Origin of the sequence: Nitrosomonas sp., assembly GCF_022842015.1 — a bacterium.
Taxonomy (GTDB): domain Bacteria; phylum Pseudomonadota; class Gammaproteobacteria; order Burkholderiales; family Nitrosomonadaceae; genus Nitrosomonas.
In genome coordinates this window covers 1-19751 of sequence record NZ_JALHQJ010000018.1, presented here as the reverse complement: position 1 = coordinate 19751, position 19751 = coordinate 1, and the positions used below count along the sequence as shown (strand labels likewise).

The 19751-nt window shown below is 45.1% G+C and carries 21 protein-coding genes and 1 pseudogene; 13 read left to right on the top strand and 9 right to left on the bottom strand.

What is annotated here, in order from left to right:
• Window positions 1–106: 106 nt before the first annotated feature.
• Window positions 107–448, bottom strand: a complete 342-nt coding sequence (locus tag Q0C11_RS04945; protein ID WP_293006277.1) for a hypothetical protein — start codon at window positions 446–448, stop codon at window positions 107–109.
• Window positions 449–766: 318 nt separating this feature from the next.
• On the opposite strand from Q0C11_RS04945, the gene Q0C11_RS04940 reads away from it, so the two are divergent.
• Window positions 767–1078: a BON domain-containing protein gene (locus Q0C11_RS04940; RefSeq protein ID WP_293006275.1), complete on the top strand. Its 312-nt coding sequence runs from the start codon at window positions 767–769 to the stop codon at window positions 1076–1078.
• Window positions 1079–1243: 165 nt separating this feature from the next.
• Here the strand turns inward: Q0C11_RS04940 and Q0C11_RS04935 are convergent, their stop codons facing one another.
• Together Q0C11_RS04935 and Q0C11_RS04930 are read right to left on the bottom strand one after the other, a co-directional pair.
• Window positions 1244–1621 (bottom strand): DoxX family protein, encoded by a 378-nt coding sequence (locus Q0C11_RS04935; RefSeq protein ID WP_293006273.1) that lies wholly within the window; start codon window positions 1619–1621, stop codon window positions 1244–1246.
• Between the two features lie 29 nt (window positions 1622–1650).
• Entirely contained in the window at window positions 1651–2517 is an 867-nt protein-coding gene (locus Q0C11_RS04930; protein ID WP_293006271.1) for a pirin family protein, read from the bottom strand.
• A gap of 126 nt (window positions 2518–2643) precedes the next feature.
• Between Q0C11_RS04930 and Q0C11_RS04925 the strand changes: the two genes are divergently transcribed.
• Window positions 2644–3573 (top strand): LysR family transcriptional regulator, encoded by a 930-nt coding sequence (locus tag Q0C11_RS04925; RefSeq protein WP_293006270.1) that lies wholly within the window; start codon window positions 2644–2646, stop codon window positions 3571–3573.
• A gap of 108 nt (window positions 3574–3681) precedes the next feature.
• Here Q0C11_RS04925 and Q0C11_RS04920 read toward each other — a convergent pair.
• Both Q0C11_RS04920 and Q0C11_RS04915 read right to left on the bottom strand, forming a co-directional pair.
• A pseudogene (locus tag Q0C11_RS04920) lies at window positions 3682–4068 on the bottom strand (hypothetical protein); the annotation flags it as partial.
• 302 nt (window positions 4069–4370) lie between these two features.
• Window positions 4371–4766: a Rap1a/Tai family immunity protein gene (locus tag Q0C11_RS04915; protein ID WP_293006267.1), complete on the bottom strand. Its 396-nt coding sequence runs from the start codon at window positions 4764–4766 to the stop codon at window positions 4371–4373.
• Between the two features lie 353 nt (window positions 4767–5119).
• On the opposite strand from Q0C11_RS04915, the gene thiS reads away from it, so the two are divergent.
• The 6 genes from thiS (at window position 5120) to Q0C11_RS04885 (ending at window position 9893) form a co-directional block, all read left to right on the top strand.
• Window positions 5120–5323, top strand: a complete 204-nt coding sequence (gene thiS, locus Q0C11_RS04910) for a sulfur carrier protein ThiS (protein ID WP_293006265.1) — start codon at window positions 5120–5122, stop codon at window positions 5321–5323.
• A gap of 43 nt (window positions 5324–5366) precedes the next feature.
• Window positions 5367–6191 carry a thiazole synthase gene (locus Q0C11_RS04905; RefSeq protein ID WP_293006264.1) on the top strand — a complete coding sequence of 275 codons (825 nt, stop codon included), beginning with the start codon at window positions 5367–5369 and terminating at the stop codon, window positions 6189–6191.
• A gap of 34 nt (window positions 6192–6225) precedes the next feature.
• Window positions 6226–6891 (top strand): tRNA (guanosine(46)-N7)-methyltransferase TrmB, encoded by a 666-nt coding sequence (trmB, locus tag Q0C11_RS04900; RefSeq protein ID WP_293006262.1) that lies wholly within the window; start codon window positions 6226–6228, stop codon window positions 6889–6891.
• Between the two features lie 298 nt (window positions 6892–7189).
• The gene (locus tag Q0C11_RS04895; protein WP_293006260.1) at window positions 7190–8056 is read left to right on the top strand and encodes an efflux RND transporter periplasmic adaptor subunit; all 867 of its coding nucleotides are present in this window, start codon (window positions 7190–7192) and stop codon (window positions 8054–8056) included.
• Window positions 8053–9222 carry an ABC transporter permease DevC gene (devC, locus tag Q0C11_RS04890; protein WP_293006258.1) on the top strand — a complete coding sequence of 390 codons (1170 nt, stop codon included), beginning with the start codon at window positions 8053–8055 and terminating at the stop codon, window positions 9220–9222. Before Q0C11_RS04895 ends, devC begins: the two co-directional genes overlap by 4 nt.
• Window positions 9222–9893, top strand: coding sequence for an ATP-binding cassette domain-containing protein (locus tag Q0C11_RS04885; protein WP_293006256.1), 672 nt, complete (start codon window positions 9222–9224; stop codon window positions 9891–9893). The genes devC and Q0C11_RS04885 overlap by 1 nt, the downstream gene beginning before the upstream one ends.
• Window positions 9894–9936: 43 nt before the next feature.
• On the opposite strand, the gene Q0C11_RS04880 is transcribed toward Q0C11_RS04885, so the two are convergent.
• Entirely contained in the window at window positions 9937–11181 is a 1245-nt protein-coding gene (locus Q0C11_RS04880; RefSeq protein ID WP_293006254.1) for a D-alanyl-D-alanine carboxypeptidase, read from the bottom strand.
• A gap of 550 nt (window positions 11182–11731) precedes the next feature.
• Here Q0C11_RS04880 and Q0C11_RS04875 point away from each other — a divergent pair.
• Window positions 11732–12697, top strand: coding sequence for a methyltransferase domain-containing protein (locus Q0C11_RS04875; protein ID WP_293006252.1), 966 nt, complete (start codon window positions 11732–11734; stop codon window positions 12695–12697).
• A 189-nt stretch (window positions 12698–12886) separates the two neighbouring features.
• Here Q0C11_RS04875 and Q0C11_RS04870 read toward each other — a convergent pair whose 3' ends face one another.
• Window positions 12887–14029, bottom strand: coding sequence for a DUF1207 domain-containing protein (locus Q0C11_RS04870; protein WP_293006250.1), 1143 nt, complete (start codon window positions 14027–14029; stop codon window positions 12887–12889).
• Between the two features lie 10 nt (window positions 14030–14039).
• Window positions 14040–14513: a BON domain-containing protein gene (locus Q0C11_RS04865; protein WP_293006249.1), complete on the bottom strand. Its 474-nt coding sequence runs from the start codon at window positions 14511–14513 to the stop codon at window positions 14040–14042.
• A 286-nt stretch (window positions 14514–14799) separates the two neighbouring features.
• Between Q0C11_RS04865 and Q0C11_RS04860 the strand changes: the two genes are divergently transcribed.
• From Q0C11_RS04860 to ggt, 4 genes are all read left to right on the top strand, one after another.
• Window positions 14800–15276: a hypothetical protein gene (locus tag Q0C11_RS04860; protein WP_293006247.1), complete on the top strand. Its 477-nt coding sequence runs from the start codon at window positions 14800–14802 to the stop codon at window positions 15274–15276.
• 121 nt (window positions 15277–15397) lie between these two features.
• Window positions 15398–15613: a hypothetical protein gene (locus tag Q0C11_RS04855; protein WP_293006246.1), complete on the top strand. Its 216-nt coding sequence runs from the start codon at window positions 15398–15400 to the stop codon at window positions 15611–15613.
• 32 nt (window positions 15614–15645) lie between these two features.
• Entirely contained in the window at window positions 15646–17136 is a 1491-nt protein-coding gene (locus Q0C11_RS04850; protein ID WP_293006245.1) for a tyrosinase family protein, read from the top strand.
• Between the two features lie 214 nt (window positions 17137–17350).
• A complete protein-coding gene (ggt, locus tag Q0C11_RS04845; RefSeq protein WP_293006243.1) occupies window positions 17351–19099 on the top strand; it encodes a gamma-glutamyltransferase in 1749 nt (582 codons plus the stop codon).
• A gap of 427 nt (window positions 19100–19526) precedes the next feature.
• On the opposite strand, the gene Q0C11_RS04840 is transcribed toward ggt, so the two are convergent.
• Window positions 19527–19751, bottom strand: a 225-nt coding sequence (locus Q0C11_RS04840) for a transposase (protein WP_293006241.1), incomplete at its 5' end; no start/stop codon positions are given.

The window sequence follows — 19751 nt, the reverse complement described above, 5'->3', positions numbered from 1 at the left end:
AGCAGTCTAATTCTTATAACATCTAAGCAGCTAATTTTAAGGATATAACTGTCGAATGAAGCGAGACCAGTTCTTAGTTAACTATTTTCATATTTAACTGTATGATTTAATAACCCGACCCAGAAGGGTTACCTGGACTTGTGCCTGAAGGAACATTTGCATTCGTTCCCGGCGCACTCGTTGGGGGAACTCCAGGCGACATAGGTATATTCGAGTTTACTCCTGTAGGATCGTTTGGGTTAACCATAGCAGGGTTATTAGGACTCATCTGCGAACCATCGCGTGAAAGATCACGTGAAAGCGAATCGGATTGCGAATTTCCTGCTGAATCTCTGTCATTATTCATACTGTTTTGTGATTGAGGAGATTGGGACGATACAACCGTGCTCATTAACATAAAAATTGCACTCATAATAAATATCAATGCGGTTTTCTTTCCTTTAGTCATGACATTAATCCTTCCGTTTTGTTAATAGAAGAATAATGATGCAGGTTAAATATCATCCTCGTCTGTGCGCCACCGTACAAAATTAAGGCATGATTAACACAATGATATTGGAGGCCGGATCTAGCTACTCCAGTAAGTGGGCTAGCGCACATTCACAATAAACAATTCCTGCAATAATTTAACTTCGATTGTTAAGTAAAATTAGGAAAAGCTTAAGAAATCGTTTAGTTAGAATATCCATAAAAGCGTTCAAATTTAAAATGCCCAGGGATATTTGTTTTTGTTATTTTATTTTATTTTATTTAGGAGAACTTCATCATGACACAACTCAACAACCGTTTCTCGACCTTTATTCTATCTTTTCTAGTCGTTTTCTTTTTAAGCGCTAACCCTGTCCACGCTGGTGAAGCAGGAGAATTTATTGATGATGCTGTTATTACCACAAAAGTTAAAGCGGAGATTTTCAACGACGATTCCCTGAAGACTTTTGAAATCAGTGTAGAGACTATAAAAGGTGTTGTTCATCTAAGCGGTTCCGTCAACAGTCAAGCCGAAATTTCCCGCGCCGTTGAGATTGCACGCAGTATTAATGGTGTTACCGCCGTTGAAAATAATATGACCGTTAAGTAAGTAATTAAACCGTTAATGCAGTAAATCTTTATTTGCTCGTCAATGTGATTGTTAAGCTCTAAATTTACGAGTTTAATAAAGGAGAAACTTAACAATCACATTCTTTCCCAAAAAAATACGGATCATAGATTCAAATGGGCCATAGCGCGCATCATCTAGTACCCGTTATTGAATACGTTTGCTATCAACACTATACCCACCTGCGCCATGAACTGCCAATAGCATAAGGCCGCCAGTGATCGCAATATTCTTCATAAACATGATCATCTGAGTTTGATCGGAGAGGTTGTTGTGAAAAATCACCGCAGCGACCAAAGTAAATGCTGCCAATGCCATTGACACCCACTTGGTTTGCCATCCTGCCATAATAGCCAGCCCACCACCCACCTCAAGGGCTATTACCAGCGGCAATAGCATGCCCGGCATCCCCATCGCTTCCATATACCCTTGCGTGCCTTCGTATCCGCTGATCTTGAGAAGACCAGAAATTAAAAAGATCTGCCCAAGGAATATTCGAGCAACCAATTGACTGATTTTATCCATTTGTCTCTCCTTAAAAATTGAAAAATATTTCATTGATCGCGCTTAATCCAGGCGCGATCTCGCACAAAATTATTAGCCTGAAAATCTTGCATTGCCTGATCAATTTGTTCCCGGGTGTTCATCACAAACGGGCCATATCGAACAATCGGCTCATGAATCGGTTTGCCGCTAATGACAATAAATCGCGCACCCTTTTTGTCTGCAATAAAATCGAATGAATTGCCATCATTTTCCAGGACGACGAGTGAATGCAGCGGCATAACCTGTTCATTGAGCTGTCCGCTTCCTTCAAATACGTAAAGCCCGCTATTGTTTCCAACTGGCAAGCGATGTTGAAAATGTTTACCAGGCTGCACCTGCACATCAAGGTACGTCACATCTGTGATGTTATCTATAATTGGCGCACGTGTATCGGTAAAGCAGCCCATTAAAACCTTCAGCGTATAATCCGCCGTTTTTACCACCGGAAAAGCTTTCGCTGAATATTCCTGATATTCAGGATGATCCATCTTGTTGGCTGCAGGCAGATTGATCCACAACTGAAATCCGCGCAACAAGCCGTTTTCCTGTTTGGGCATTTCGGAATGGATAATGCCGCTGGCGGCCTTCATCCACTGTGCGGAACCAGGACCCAACTCGCCACTATTGCCCATATTGTCCTGGTGTGCCATATGGCCATCAATGATATGCGTAAATGTACTGAACCCCCGATGCGGGTGCGAGGGAAACCCGGCAATGTAATCATCCGGATTATGGCTGCTGATATGATCCAGCAGCAAAAATGGATCGTAATCGCGCAGCATGGGTGTGCCAATCGTACGATACACGGTAACGCCAGCACCCTCCGGCACAGCTATTGCCGGAATTATTCGAGAAGCGCTCACAATAACATCCATGGTTTTCTCCTTTTCGGTAAAAATTGTTATCTCACAGCCTAGGCAGTATTATCATCGTTGCGATAATAAGAATAAATAGCGATAATTAGAAATTACTGTTCTTGTATCAGCAACAATAAATTTAATATGGATCGATTTGAAAATATGAATGCGTTTGTGCGCGTTGTTGAAGCTGGCAGCATTAGCACTGCTGCGGATCGCATGAATGTAGCAAAATCAATGGTTAGCCGACGCTTAAAAGAACTTGAGGAACACCTCGGCGTGGAGCTGTTTCATCGCACGACAAGGCAAATGAATTTAACCGATAGTGGGCGCGCTTTTTATCAACAATCGGTGCGCATTCTTGACGACATTCTCGAAGCCGAACATGCCACTTCGCAAATTCACGGTGCCTTAAAAGGTAGCCTGAAAATAGCCCTGCCGCTGAGTTTTGGTTTGATGCACCTGGGGCCCGCCATCAACGAGTTTTTGCAAGCTCATCCGGAGATCACGTTCGATCTGGATTTTAATGATCGTCGGGTAGACATATTGACCGAAGGCTTTGATCTGGCCATTCGTATCGCCACTTTGCCAGACTCCAGCCTGATCGCGCGCCGTCTCTCCCCCATTCAAGCCATGATGTGCGCAAGCCCATCTTATCTCGAACGCATGGGCACACCCCAATCGCCGCAAGAGTTAATCAAGCACCGATGCTTGGTCTACAACTTGATCAGCAATTTTGAGAACTGGAATTTGTACGATACTAAAAATCAACTGATCAAAACCAAAATAGTGCCCTATTTAAAAGCCAGCAACGGTGAATTTCTTCGCGATGCCGCGGTCGACGGATTGGGCATCATACTGATGCCGACATTTATCGTATACAAAGAAATCGAACGCGGTGCATTGGTACCACTTCTGACTCAGTACAAATCCTCACCCCTCGCCACCTACGCCATATACCCGCAAACCCGGCACCTTTCCCAGCGTGTCCGGGCATTTGTCGATTTTCTGGTGAAGCGATTTGAAGGACTGTCTTATTGGGATTTGTGTTTGCAGAACGAAAAACACACATGAGGGAATTCCTGTTAATTCGCATCACGGGATATTGCTGGTATTCTTTCTTCAGTTCAATCTACGGGCTCTTTTGACTTCTCTTTTCCGCAATTCCTTATAGGCAAATATTTAACGTGGCAGTAAGGAGTGGCGTGTTTTTTGTGCCATCCCGCTTGACTGCCGGGTTAGAGTGCTTTGTATGCATTGGCGACCCCGTATTGATTTTTGTGGCAAGCGCCTGCGATTCGCGCTTGAGTAACTGCACTCGCTCAAAATTGCTTTGGTGCAGTGTCCATACATCGCTGCCAACAATGGCGGCAAAATCCATTTTTGTTTGAGACTTGGGATTCTCGTAAGCCTCAAGCCGCTTGACTCGTTCTGGGATGTTTTTAATGCCGCGTGCTGTGGGTGATAGTTTCGCGATGTGAGCCTCCAGATTTTCCATTCCTTGCTGCCCTTTGACTGATTGCACTTTCCGCAAGCTGATACGAGGTTGTGGATTTCTGAGATGTACCCAGTTGGCTTTTTGTTTTTGACGAGTGGGCGGAGGTGGTCCCATTCCGAAGCAAAGTTGCCACAGCATGCTCATTGGAATGTTTCGGGGGTCATTCCGAGTATTTCCAAGGCCAGTCTTACTTCTTCTGCGCTGGGCAGCACGACCGGAATTATCGAACTAATGAGTGCGTTCGTAATACTTGAAGAGCGCCTTGTGATCTTCATCGGGGTTGGCATTCGGAACAGTGACAAATATTCCATAAGGATTGCTCTCTAACGTAGAGCTAAGGGGCACGTCCCGCTTGAGCGCCTTGTTAGGCGGCTTACTTGATGACACTCTTGCATGGAAATGCGCTGCTGAGAGCAACTAATGCTGCGAGCGACCCACGTAATTCCCGCAGGTGTGAATTTTTATCTACTGTTGCAACAAATGCCTTTGCTAAGTCGTTGTTCTTAAACCCTGTCGGTTCGCAAAAGGCTACTTCTGAGTTAGCTTTTCTGAGATAAAAATTCGCACCTCGCACACCGTCCATTAACCCAAAACAGAAACCGATGTTCATTGCGACTACGGGATCTGGAGCTTGAAGCCCTGAAAAAGTGATTGCTGCCCTGCAATGTTCAACAAACTGGGCGGCCTCACCATCGGAAGCATGAGCAATGCTACCAAACATGGATAGGGCCAAAATGAGTAATGCAATCCACCATCTTTTCGTGTTCACTGGTATCGAAGCTCCTTCATGAAATAAACGCCCAACGTAATATATACGGCATTTTTTTTCCTATAACTCCACAAGGCTGCCTCATATTCCTTATCAACATTCACTATCCAATTGTTATTATTGCTCAGAACCTAAAATCAGCAGACAAGTTGTTCAGACAAGCGGCAGCATTATCCACTATTTAGAGAAGCCAACATATTATAAGAATTATAGTATGTTCGAAAGATCAGTGCAGATTGATTCTAACTTCTAATAAATTATTCCAATTCTCCATCCCCTGCATGATAAAATTCACCTTGATTTTTGATTGTTCATCTCGCTAACCTGAAATATCAACCCCAGCTTTATCATCCATGATACAACTCACCATTAACGGGCAACCGCAGCAATTTGAATCGCCGATAAACGTGACACAGCTTATCGACCATCTTGCATTGCACGGCAAACGCATCGCCATCGAACGCAATGGCGAAATTATTCCGCGCAGCCAGTTCGCGGAACAAATGCTGGTTCATGGAGACCAACTGGAAGTTGTGGTCGCGGTCGGTGGCGGCTAAATCCCGCTATTCAGCAAACATACTCAGATACTAAAAAAACTTCATGGATAATTTAGTTATTGCCGGCAAGACATACACATCCCGCTTACTGGTCGGCACAGGCAAATACAAAGATTTCAACGAAACCCAAGTAGCCGTTGAAGCCAGCGGCGCTGAAATCATTACGGTCGCGATTCGTCGCACGAATATCGGTCAGAATTCGGATGAGCCTAATCTATTGGATGTTTTGCCACCCTCACAATACACTCTGTTACCCAATACAGCCGGTTGTTATACGCTAGACGATGCGGTGCGCACGTTGCGCCTGGCGCGTGAATTACTGGATGGGCACAGTCTGGTCAAGCTGGAAGTGCTGGGCGATCCGAAAACACTGTACCCGAATATGGTCGAAACCCTCAAGGCCGCTGAAATTCTGATCAAGGAAGATTTCCAGGTGATGGTGTATACCTCGGATGACCCGATCATTGCCAAGCAATTGGAAGACATGGGCTGTGTCGCCGTGATGCCGCTGGCTTCGTTAATTGGTTCGGGCATGGGCATTTTGAATCCGTGGAATCTGCAAATCATCATCGATAATGCCAAAATCCCCGTGCTGGTTGATGCAGGTGTCGGTACCGCTTCCGATGCGACCATTGCGATGGAACTGGGTTGCGATGGCGTACTGATGAACACAGCCATTGCCGCAGCGCAAAATCCGGTGCTGATGGCATCGGCAATGCGCAAAGCCGTCGAAGCCGGGCGCGAAGCTTATCTGGCCGGTCGCATGGCAAAAAAACTATACAGCGCCAGCCCCAGCTCGCCCACGGAAGGTGTCATTGCGCGCGCTGAATCTGCGGCAAAAAAACCGGCTAGCAGCAAATCCAGCTAACTTCGGTTCCGCTGCTGCCCATTCATCATAATCAATGCAACAAACCATACGCAGTTTTGTTCTTCGTCAAGGGCGCTTATCCAACGCGCAACGCCGCGCCTGCGAACTATTGCTACCTAAATACGGCATTCCGTTTAGCGAAGACCAGCTTGATCTAAACCAGATTTTTGGCCGCCAAGCGCCTAAAATCCTGGAAATCGGATTCGGCATGGGAGAAAGCACCGCAACGATTGCACAGGCGCATCCTGAAAATGATTATCTCGGCGTTGAAGTGCATACGCCCGGCGTGGGTAGCTTGCTGAATCAAATCGAACAATTCGAATTGACGAATTTACGCATCATCCAACATGATGCCGTAGAAGTATTGCAACACATGTTGCCTCCCGCATGCTTGGATGGCATTCATATTTTTTTCCCCGATCCTTGGCCTAAAGCCAAACACCATAAACGCAGACTGATCCAGCCTGCGTTGGTTGCCCGCTTATGTACGCACTTGAAGCCGGGAGGATATATTCATGCAGCCACCGACTGGGAAGATTATGCGGTACAAATTCTGCACGTTTTGAACCAGGAACCACAGCTCAGCAATACTACAAATAATTATGCGCCTCGCCCAAATTATCGGCCGCTGACCAAGTTTGAACAAAGGGGGCTAAAACTCGGGCATGGGGTATGGGACTTGGTGTTCCAGAGAAACTGACATCTCTATTGCATCATTTAGTCAAATATTTCACTGCGTGATTATTGTTCTTAGGCTGAAAATAATGCAAGAAAGTCTGCTTTAGCATCAGCTACAATGAATATACTTACACAGAGGGAACAGCCATTCCGCCAACGTCTTGCGACTATGCACATGCGATAGGACAAGATCAATGAAACCACCGATCTAATCGGAGATAGCATTCATCGCTACGAAATACCCTGGGAATAGTTGTGCGCCACATATTGATTATCTGAGAAAAATCATGATCTTTAGAATCCGGTTTTTACTTTTCAGCATGAGCATGTTTACAGTGATGTGCTCCAGCGTATTTGCCGAGACGCCCTGTCGGTTGGGTGCGCAACAAGGGATCGGTGCGTTGGGACACATAGAACCGCGCTCCCGGGTAATTAAGGTTTCCCATAATGCGGGACCTGAAGGTGCTCGCGTGGAGCAACTGTTTTTTCAGGAAACCGATTCGGTCAAAGCCGGTGAGAAATTAGCCATTCTCTCGGAATACATTAAGAGAAAAGCTGAAGTTGAAGCCGCCAGAATGCGGATTAAGGTACTCGAAGCGGCGCGCACCGTAGAACAGATCACGCTCGCTTTTAACAAAAGAGAAAATGAGCGTCACCAATCACTTGAACTCAGTTCGGCCGTCAGTATCTCGCTTGCAGATGCTAAACAGCTGGCATTTGATCAATCTGCGACGAACCTTAAGCGATTATCAGCTGAAATTGCCCGTGCGCAATCCGAACTGAAAGTTGCTCAGGCAGAATTGGAAAACACGCTGATCTACGCACCGATCACCGGCACGATTATGAAAATATTCACCCGGCCTAGTGAGCGAATCGGTGATAACGGATTGTTGGAAATGGCAGATTTATCCCGGCTCGATGTGGTTGCAGAAGTCTATGAATCAGAATTACTTCAAGTGAAAATAGGTCAGCAAGGATGTATCACTGCTACCGGTTTCAAACGGAGTTACAGTGGACAGGTCAGGGAACTGGGTTTCCAAGTCAGGAAGAACGATTTGAATGATACGGATCCATTGGCGGATCGGGACAATCGCATTATCGAAGTGCGGCTTACTTTGGAGCCGGAAGCGGCAGCCGACTTACGACACCAAATTTTTCGCCAAGTTAAGGTACGGATAATTCCGTGAACTGGGCTGGCTGGTTGTATTTTCCCGCACGCCTGGCTTGGCGGCAGCTTGTTTTTGACCGAACCAAATTGGTAGCGGCTATTTGTGGCGTATTGTTTGCTTGCGTGCTGGTTTTCATGCAACTGGGATTCAAAGATACGTTATACGCCAGCGCAGCTTCTGCTCCGTTAAAATTGGATGGCGATTTGTTTTTGATGCACAAGCAAAGCGAAGCCATGTGGCGCCCAATTCAATTTAAACGCAGTGAACTTATGCGTGCACTGGGAAATCCTGCGATTGCAGAAGCTTATCCGTTGTATTTGGGGCTCGCGCCGCTCAAAAATATCCAAACTCAGACTAAACGAACCTTGATGGTCTATGGCTTTGATCCGGATTCGCTGCTGTTCAATGTTCCTGCAATCAGAAATAAATATACCGAGTTAAGATTGAAGGATACGATACTATTCGACGAATACTCGCGCCCTGAATTCGGGCCTGTTCGTCAATTGCTGGAAATGGGTCAGAATGTGACAGAAATCAATGACTACAAAGTCACTATCATCGGATTGTTCCAGCTAGGCGTGTCTTTTGCCGCCGATGGCAACGTAATAACCAGTGATTTGAATTTTATGCGCATTTTCCCTAGAAGAAATCTTGAGAACATAGATATGGGGGTGATCAGGCTGAATCCTGAGACATCGGTCGAAAGTGTACAAGCTGAACTTAAAAGCCATCTCAACGCATTCGTCAATGTGTTTACCTATGAAGAATTGTTGCGTCATGAGAAGGATTACTGGGCCAATACGGCACCGATAGGGTTTATTTTTGGTTTTGGAACCGTGATGGGCTGGGTCGTTGGTTTGGTCATTGTCTATCAGATTCTTTTCACCGACATTACCAATCACCGCAATGAATTTGCCACATTGAAAGCCATGGGATATGAACAGGGTTATTTTATCCGTGTGGTGTTTGCTTCAGCATCCTTTCTGGCGGTGTTGGGATTTATTCCCGGTTATCTGCTTTCTCTGGGATTATACAACTTGGCGGAATCACAAATGTACATGCCTATGCCGATGCTAATCAGTAAAATCATCACCGTGTTTATGTTTATCCTTTCTATGTGTTTTATGGCTGGATTACTCGCCATACGCAAGCTAAAAGACGCCAATCCAGCCGACATGTTCTAATGTCAAACATTATTGAAGTTGATCATCTGAGCTTCAGTTTTGGTAGCGGTGCCTTGACGCAACCTGTGCTAAAGGACGTGACAATTTCGCTCGAACAAGGTGAAATAGTTCTGATAACCGGACCTTCCGGTTCGGGAAAAACAACCTTTCTTACCATTATCGGTGGCCTGCGTCAGGCTTTACATGGTAGCGTGAAGGTGCTGGGACACCAGTTTATTAACAGCAATGAACAGATTAAAGTAAAAACTCGCCAACAGATTGGCTATATTTTCCAGCAGCATAATTTGCTTAAATCTCTTACTGCGTTGCAAAACGTCTGCATGACCTTGGAGATTAACACCACCATGACTGAACAGCAAAGATGTGACCGAGCTGCAGAAATGCTAATCGCCGTGGGACTTGGCGATCGACTGGATTACAAGCCAGATCAGCTTTCGGGCGGGCAGCGACAGCGCGTTTCCATCGCCAGAGCACTGGTCGGACAACCTAAAATCATCCTGGCTGATGAACCGACAGCCTCACTGGATAAGCAAAGCGGCTACGAAGCCGTCAACCTCCTGAAACGCTTAGCCAAGGAGTCACAAACCACCATTTTGTTGGTAACGCACGATTATCGCATTCTGGATATTGCTGATCGAGTGGTCGAATTAGAGGATGGGATGATTAAGTAGAGGGAAAGTTACCAAATATTATTGTTAACGATTCACTACCAGGTCAGGATCGCACCACCAAGCATCCGATTCCTTGTCGCGTTAGACTTTGGCATGCGCTACGCGCTTGATCTTCCTGCAATCCCACCAGTCTTGCTCGATACAATCTGCGGTTACTGATTTCCACTTCAGATACCGCTATTTCGCCTGGTATCCAGCGAGCAACCGCTTGAGCATGCGCACGAGCTCGATCGGGTTCATGATAAGAACCAACTTGCACAGCCCAATCCCCATTCGTCTGCAAAGCAACTTTTTGTGGCTGCACCATTTGTGCACTGGCTACTGGCGGGAAAACATAGTGTTCAACGATAGGCTCAGGCACTTTCTGTTGCTCTGGATATGGCTTTAATGCAGGAGTAGGCGCATTCGCTTTAGCGACCGCTACGTTACTACTGACGTTTCTGTTATTTTTCGCCACTTGGGTTGCATGGCGTCCATGATCAAAACTGCGATCGATCAACTGTGCCATGTGTTGATCGCGGGTAGCGGCGGTGTTCCCTCCCATTACCACTGCAACGACACGACGATTGCCACGTCTGGCAGAAGTAGCCACATTAAATCCGGAAGCGCGGATAAAGCCAGTTTTCAAGCCATCCACACCAGCGGTGTTTCGCACCATGCGATTGTGACTGTTATAGGTAATACCTTTATAACTGAATGATTGTGTAGAAAAATAATGATAATACTTAGGAAAATCCTTCATTAGCCGGGTTGACAGGACCACCATATCGCGCGCTGTAGTTTTTTGTTCGTTATTCGGCAAACCGGAAGCATTGCGGAATGTGGTTGAACGCATACCTAATTTACGCGCCTTATCCGTCATCATACGGCCAAAATTGGTTTCAGTTTTGCCAAGCGCCTCCGCTACTACTGCCGCCACATCGTTGGCCGAACGTACTATCAACGCAGGAATCGCTTCACGCACACTAATGCTATCCCCTGCGCGGAGCCCAATATTAGTTTGCGGCATTCTCGCTGCGTGAGTGGATACTGGCATGCGCGTATCCACTGTCATCTTGCGTTGTTCCATTGCTTCAAACAGCATGTAAAGCGTCATCATCTTTGTCAGAGAAGCGGGATAACGACTTGCATCAGCGCTGGATTCATGCAACACCGCACCCGTATCAGCATCGATGACGATAGATGAATAACGAGGATTAGCCAGTGCGGAACCTGACAGAATCAGCAACAACAAAAATACAGTAAAAATATACATCCCTGCAGTGATATCGCGTACCAAAGTCAACATAAAATCACCCTTTTTGAATTGATGACGACCAACATGCAATGATATTTTCTTCCTTATTTGTATTTCTCATTAGTTTTTTCATCATTTCTGTAGTTATATATACAATGGTCTACACTTAAATAGGTAAGAGAAAAATAAGTTCAGTTATTTTTCTTAGCCTGTTCGTATTGTAAAGCTATTATTTTTTCTCAAAGTGGACAATAAATAGCATATTTCCCCCTTATCTACAAAGCATTTTAACAACCCAAGTTCAGCTAGACAAAAATAGTCACACGACTACAAGCCTTACTTCCTGTTTTCTGGCGATTCTCGGGAATATCAAAATTTTAAATGATCGCAATTTATCACGCTCTCTCCCGTCTTTTCCAGAAACAAAGAATCCTGCCGCAAACGGCAAAATTTTCCGGCCTTGCCGTTTTATCGATATAAAAAAACAAATAAAAAGGCTCCTCTGCAGTCAGCATATAGCTTGCCATAGATTGGCATGATCATTGCTATCATTTTCCGGCAACTCATTATCAATCGATAACGCTAAAACTCAGGAATCTTTATGCAAAATAAATTTGAGAGCTTGGAACTCGGTCAATTCATTCCATTGCATTACCATCATAATATGTTGAACGATAACATCCGAATGAAAGGCTTTAAGGAGGCGATTAATTTGGTAGTCAAACCCGGCGCCAAAGTTCTGGAACTTGGTGGCGGAACTGGCGTGCAATCCTTTTTTGCCGCTCAAAAAGCACAGAAGGTTTTTTGCGTAGAACGCAATCCGGAACTGGTAGATGCTGCTCGTAGCCTTCTTGCGCAAAACACAAACGGAGACAAAGTTGAAGTGATCCAGGCTGATGCGCTGCATTACTTGCCGCCGGAACCTGTCGATGTCGTTATCTGCGAAATGCTGCACACGGGCTTATTACGCGAAAAACAGATGCCTGTGATTGACTCATTTAAAAAGCGTTACTTAGAAAAATTTGGCGGCCCATTGCCTATCTTCGTACCAGAAGCCAGTATTCAGGCTATTCAACCGATAGAACAAAACTTCCATTTTGAAGGTTTCAACGCACCCACGATTTTATTCCAAGATCCCTGTGCAATACAGGAAAGAAGCAAAAGCCTCGCAGACTCTGAAGTATTTCAATTACTGGCTTATGCTGAACCGTTTGATCAAACTTGTCATTGGGATGGAGAGATCACCCTTGCTGAGAATGGTCAGTTCAATGCATTACGACTCATTACTAAAAATATACTGGCCATTAATATGCTTACGGGCAGCACCATTGATTGGCATACCCAATACATCATTCTTCCATTACCCAAACCATTTTTGGTATCCGCTGGTGACCAGATTTCTATTCATTTCAGTTATCAAGGCGGGGCTCCCCTGAATGCGTTGTCGGATTCACTGGAAATTAGTTTGGTAAGTAAGCAGACCCCAATTTCACAATTAGCATTCGAAACTTTAAATTATCCCTCAGATTTTCAGTCAACTACTTCCGGCCAATCCGGTGGTTTATAATCAATGGGCACATCGCGCGCGAATAATCCATGAGCCGCAAATGCGGCTCATGGATTATTCGTAGTGTATTAGAACAGGCTTGAGGATTAGATACAGATTGACAACAATTACGACTTTCCAAGGTAACCACAATTGCTATTCAAGTAGTTATGGCATTTTGATAGGGCTTTATTAACACCTCGATACAAGTCAGAAATGATAATGTGCCCCTACCCCAAAATATTCCACATTATTTCTTAGAAACTGCCCACTTGGGGAATTCCCGTTAAAGTATTCCAGGAGTATCTGTAGCTTTCGACCGAGCACTTGTAAATTATCGAATTCAACGCCCACCCTGGCTGAAACATCAGTGTTCCAGTTATTTTCCTGAAAATTCTTGAAGTCAGCTGCAATGATAGGGCGGACAGGTGCAAAATCCAGTCGCCAAGGGCTGCGAAACTCAATGCCATATTGTGTCATCCATACTTTGAGTGAGGATGGCTCTTTATGAAATAAGCCACCGCCTCCACCATATAAACGTATTCCATAAGGAAATTCATAAGATAACCTGAGATCAGCGCCCTCATAACTTAAATTAATGCGTTCAAATGTAGAATTTACTCGACGCAGCAAGAATTCGTCACCCAGATGTGAGCTTTGATGATAAATCCGACCAAACGCTGAAAATTGCTTTGCACGTATGCTGGAATATGCCGAGGCAATAAAGTCTGTATTGATGAGATCTGCAGATGGAGCGCCTAAATTAAAATCACTAAAAACTCCGGCCTGAAGCCCGGATTCCCACTGAACCAGTGAACGTCCAAAATTCCCACGGTAAAATGGTATCGTTTCACCAAAGCTAACTGCACCGATGTCTCTACCCTCAAAGTTATCATTTACGAAATGACGGTAGGAAGCCGAAAAATGAGCCCAGCGAGGATCCGCCAATAATGGTTTAAATAAATGACCACTCGGCAACAAACCTGTTGGCAACAATGTGGGGGCAATATTCATTATCGCTACCGTTTGATCAGCTGATTGCTGGATGGGCTGTGAAGGAGCCGTAGCAATTGGTAGTTCGGTTGTAACTTGCGCTAATTTAACCTGATTAACTCCGGGAATTTCCGATAGCATCTGCACCACGCGTGATTGATCAGAAATATTTAAACTATCTTCCGGCAAAATGATGACTCCATTTTGCACAATGAGAGATGGAATGTCCAAATTCAATCTATACCGTAACATACCGGTTGCGTAACCAGCAATATACGCGTCATTCGGAGGTGTTGTCTGAGCAACAGCTGCAGTAGACAGCAGAATCCCAACCACGGCGATGAATCGCAAATAAATCATTAGCGTTGCTTTATTCAGGCAAAGCAACTTTGACAATCAGATTGTTTTCTACAGACTTAACATCTTTCTGGGAATAAGCCACTTCTTCTGCTCTATCAATGAGCTCCTGGGTATCAACCATGCCACTCAGTTGCACCGTGCCATTTACTGTGGTTACTATAATGTCGGATAGCTCAAGCAATGGATCATTCACAATTGCCGCCTGCACATTTGAAGTTACAACTGAGTCATCAAGGTACTGAATACTTTCTTCGACCTGATCCGCTATCGAATTACGTGCTTCGCTAACTTCTTTACCGACTTGTTCTGTAATTTGTTCCATTTTTTGTTCGGCATTTTCAATTGAGCGATCAATATTTTCTCCCATTTTCTCCGCTGGTCCCTCTTGCTGGCAACCTGCCAAACCATAAAGAACGACCAAACCAGCGGTCATAATGATTCCCTTAATTAAAATGTTTTGTTTGCTTTTATCTGCAATTATCATAAGTTCTCCTTAATTTTCTATTCCAGCCTATAAGCTGTATTTATATTCTATTGAAGTCATGGATAGTTTATCAAGCACATATTTATTTGAATCCTTACGAGTGAATTAAAAATGATCTGTCCGCTACCGCACATAAGCATCAGCAATAATGATCAGTCGACGATTTTTTAATTTGTACGGCACTTGTAAGCCTAGTGTTGCCAAATCTAAAAGCAAAGAGGAAAATGAGTTTCAGGATCGGTAATCAAGTGTTCGGATTTTACTGGCCTATCAAGGATAAGGTGCCATGAAACCATTTGCTATGATTCTCATGGGTATCGCGATATTCATTCAGGAAAATCCTGCGGCAATGTCACAGGAGCCTTTCAATTTAAAAAACATGACTTGTAACATAAGCTCAGCAAACACAAATAATTGCACAGGGGTACCGACTCTTCGTTCTGGAATGTTGGTCATTACGAAAGCAGGCACTTTTAACCTGAAGGCTCGTTATGAGGGATGCTTTATGGTTGAGAATATAACAAAATCAGGAAAATATGAGTCCTCCTATTCTAAAGGAACTATAAGCTTAGAACTCTTGGCTACAACGACAAAAGAATCGAAAGGTGCAATATCAGATTTTCCGAGGACGCTGGGGTTTGCAAATTTAAATTACGATAAGCTGGATGGATACTTTGTTGATCTATCCGCTGCGATTCATGGACGTGGGCGCCATATTGAAAATATAACAACTTCGAAATTACAATGCGAGGTGACTGAATAACGAATGAAGACAATGTTATTTATTAACGAATTGTTCAAAAGTTGTAGAGGTTAACACAGTAAAAATTCTTTTCTATACAAAAGACAGACAAGTTTCATTATCAAAATAAGGAGTTCACAACATGGCAAATTATAAAGAAACCTTTGAAGATTGCGAAATTGAGATAAAGGATGATATCCACCTGTTCATCAATGGAAAATTAATTGATTACCAACATGATAGGGCAAAAAATAAGTTTTCTTCGAAATATCTGCCCTATACCCAATATGATTCGTTATTGGAACTGGCTCGGGCAATCATCCAACATACTGTCGAATTTTCCCATGTAAAAGAGTAGATTAAACAGACTGAGAGAAGGAGGAAATTCTCATGGCTATCAGAAAAGATGCAAATACCCTGACTATTGCCGAACGAACAGAATTCGTTACCGCCATTCAAGCTTTGAAAGCAGAAGGCATCTATGATCAATTTGTTCTCAGGCATGCAAATGCAATTATGAGCGCTATTCACCGATGTCCTGCCTTCCTGCCCTGGCACCGCCGTTTTATTTTTGATCTCGAACGGGAACTTCAGCGCGTCTCAGGCAATTCAAATCTCGGGATACCCTACTGGAACTGGCCTTCGGGAGGAGCTAATGCCTCCATGTGGGATGACAATCTGCTGGGGGGAAATGGAGATGCTGGCGGGGTCGTTCAGACCGGGCCATTCCGCACTGGCCAATGGACTGTCATCAATTCCAGCGGATTGCCGGCTGGCCCACTCATGCGCGCTTTTGGTCAAAACGGACTGCCAACTTTACCCACTCAAACTGAAATTGATCAAGTCATGGCTGTCACGCCTTATGACATGCCCTCCTGGAACATAAACAGCAATCCAAGCTTCCGTAATCAAGTGGAAGGCTGGATCGGCCCAAATCTTCACAATCGAGGACATGTCTGGGTCGGTGGCTCAATGCTGCCGATGACCTCTCCAAATGATCCGGTGTTCTTTATGCATCATTGCATGGTGGATAAGATCTGGCATGAATGGCAAATACGCTTCCCGAATCAAGGCTATTTGCCAGCAAACGGTGGTCCTTTTGGACAGAATTTGACCGATCCAATGAATAATACGCCTTTAGGACCAATCGGCTCACGTCCTATTGATGTGCTAGACAGTATCGCTTTGGGTATTGAATACGATGATTCTGTCCTTCAGCCTCAACCATCCATACCGCTCATTGTTGTTGGAGCCGGTCCAGCCCAGGCTGATATTGGAACTGCAGGAGAAACTGATGTTTTCCGGTTCGAAATCCCATCCTTCGGCCCTTACACTATGTACACCAACGGATCGTCCGATACCTTCATGACGCTGTTTGGTCCTAATGATCCGAACATCGAAGTGGCTTCAGACGATGATGCGGGTGAAAATTTTAATTCACAAATCACACGAAATCTTTCGGCGGGCACTTATTATCTGCGTATTCGGCTTTATAGTTCGAGCACAACAGGAAATTATGCAGTTGCCGTTCGATCCGCTGATACTAGCCCCAGTCCCACTCCAATCCCTATCCCCGAGCTCGTTGTGGATGGCGCAAGTATCAGTGCGACTATTTCCGCAGCAAACGAAAGTGATGTGTACCGATTTACTATAACCACTGATGCCATCTACACCATCCAAACAAGTGGAACGACGGATACCTTCATGAGTTTGCACGGGCCGAATAGCCAGGTACCGGAAATTGCCAGCAATGACGATGAAGGGGTTTCCTTCAATGCCCTGATCCGTCGGCAACTCCTACCTGGAGAGTATTTCGTGCGTGTAAGACACTACTCGCCTATTGGGACAGGATCCTATACCATCCGCGTAACTCGAGGTTGATACTCAAATAGACAAGAATATTTGGAATCTGGATTGCAGTAAAATCACAATTCAATACAAGCAGTTTTAATCTGCTTGTATTGAAGCATATTACAGAAGCAATTCTATATCGCAGATTAGTTTGCAGCTTTTCATTCAAAAAATGACACCAACAGGCATCAATGTACTCATTAGTTTTGAGTAAACTTTAATTATCAATCATCGGAGGAATGGAATGCGCTGGTTGGATATAAAACCGCTGTATTTTTCTGTTCTGTGTCTTTACGGCGTATTAGCTTATGCCAGCGATCCCATCATAGCACCCGAGGCTGCCAGTGGCTTTGGTGCAATCAAGTCAGGCAACTTTAGTAAAGCGATGGCTGTCACTGCCAATCCACACGCCAGCCGCGCTGCTGCTAAGATTCTACGCCAAGGCGGCTCTGCAGTTGACGCCGCTATTGCCGCGCAATTGGTACTGGGTCTTGTCGAGCCACAGTCATCGGGAATTGGTGGTGGCGCATTTATGCTGCATTGGCACGCAAAGAGCGGCGAACTGGTCGCCTGGGATGGCCGGGAGACCGCGCCTGCATCAGTGTCAGAGACTCATTACTTGAATGCCGATGGCGAGCCAATGGATTTTTTTAGTGCTGTTATTGGTGGTCATTCGGTAGGTGTGCCTGGAGTTGTGGCAATGCTGGAGGCCAGCCACAAGGAACATGGCAAGCTGCCATGGGAAAATTTATTCCAACCCGCTATTATTCTAGCCGAGCAAGGTTTTGCCATTTCTGAACGGTTACATATTTTGCTCAGCCGCATGCCTAAAGTGGCGGTGAATCCGCAAATCCGTAATTATTTTTACAGCCAGACTGAAACAGGGTGGCAACCCAAGTCCGAAGGGAGTTTGCTGAAAAATCCAGCCTACGCACAAACGCTACGACGGCTTGCTATCCTGGGCGCCGCCGATTTTTATCGGGGCAGACTGGCTAAACAGATCGTCCAGGCGGTGAAGCATGATCCCAATCGAGCCGGTCACCTCAGTTTCTCAGATATGGCCGCGTATCAACCTGAAAAGCGCAAAGCCGTTTGTGGACAGTTCCAGATTTATCGTATTTGCGGCGCCCCACCGCCATCTTCAGGTGGCATCACGATACTGGCGATTCTTGGTCTGCTGGAAGCTTACGAAATCCACTATGGCGAGCGTGCCGACTGGCAGCACGGTTTTATTGAAGCCTCCAAGCTGGCATTTGCTGACCGTAACGCCTATGTGGGAGATCCTGCTTTTGTCAGTGTACCCACGCAAGGCATGATCAATCGCGATTATCTTCAGCAACGCGCTAAGTTGATCAGTAACAACACAGTGCTTGGCACGGCGAATGCCGGCTTACCGCCAGGCGCTGAGCCTCGCCTTAGCAGCGATTCACCAGAACTTCCTTCCACCACGCATCTGAGCATTGTCGATGTCGCTGGTAATGTGGTAAGTATGACAAGCAGTATTGAAACCGCCTTTGGTTCGCGAATCATGGTCGGCGGCTTTTTATTGAACAATCAGCTTACTGATTTTTCCTTTACGCCAAAAGATATTGATGGTGCACTGGTCACTAATCGCGTTCAGCCTGGTAAGCGCCCGCGCTCATCAATGGCGCCAACCATCGTTTTCAAAGATGACAAAGCGCTATTGGCGATCGGCAGTCCCGGCGGCACAAGGATTATCAATTACGTTGCCAGCAGCCTTTATCACATTTTGGCCGAGAAATTACCCGTAGCCGAAGCGATTGCCAATGGGCATATTGTTGCTATGGGATATGGCGTAGAAATGGAAAGTGGTCACGCTGATGAATCAACACTGTCGCGACTGCGCAAACGGGGCCACCGCATTACGCTCAAAGATCAAACCAGCGGCCTGCACGCGATTCGTATCGACGCAAAAACTGGACTCGAAGGTGGCGCAGACCCTCGCCGCGAAGGTGAAATTAATGGATTTTAATTTACTGCTGACTACAAAGAATCATCGCAAGAACAAGCCTTAACCCAAGAGGAAAGGCTCTATTGCAGAAAATAAGATAATGTAAATTTAATTGCGTCTGGAGTAGACATGTAAGATCTTATTTTAACAAGAAATCACGTAATTAGTCGATCCTGTACAACTGCGTCGTATGTTCTATACCGCCAACTGGATTGAGCACCTTAACAAGGAAGGAAGTGCGAAAAACCACGCAACATGACAATAGCTTCCCCAATCCAGATGCTGCGCTAAACTTGATGAGACCTTTGCAAAATCCAACGAATTATAAAATTCGTTACAATTTCTGATTGTTATGTGAATATCAGGGTATTTTTTAGTAATTTCTTTGCTGAAATCACGCGAACAATCACTTTCATTGATCATTATCGGCTCAGAATACGCATTTCTCCTATGATTGTAATGGTATCTGCCTATTAACATACAATCTGGGTAACCTTTTCAGGTTGTATGCCATGGCTTGTAAAATATGCCAGGCATGTGCTTTGGCTTTGCCACGGTAACGCAGCACCTTGGCTCCAAACCAGCGTGCTTGGCTACCAAAGGTTCGCTCCACAACATACCGAGCTTTAGAAATTAAGCTATTGCGTTGCAATTGCCGCTGTGTCAGCGGCCT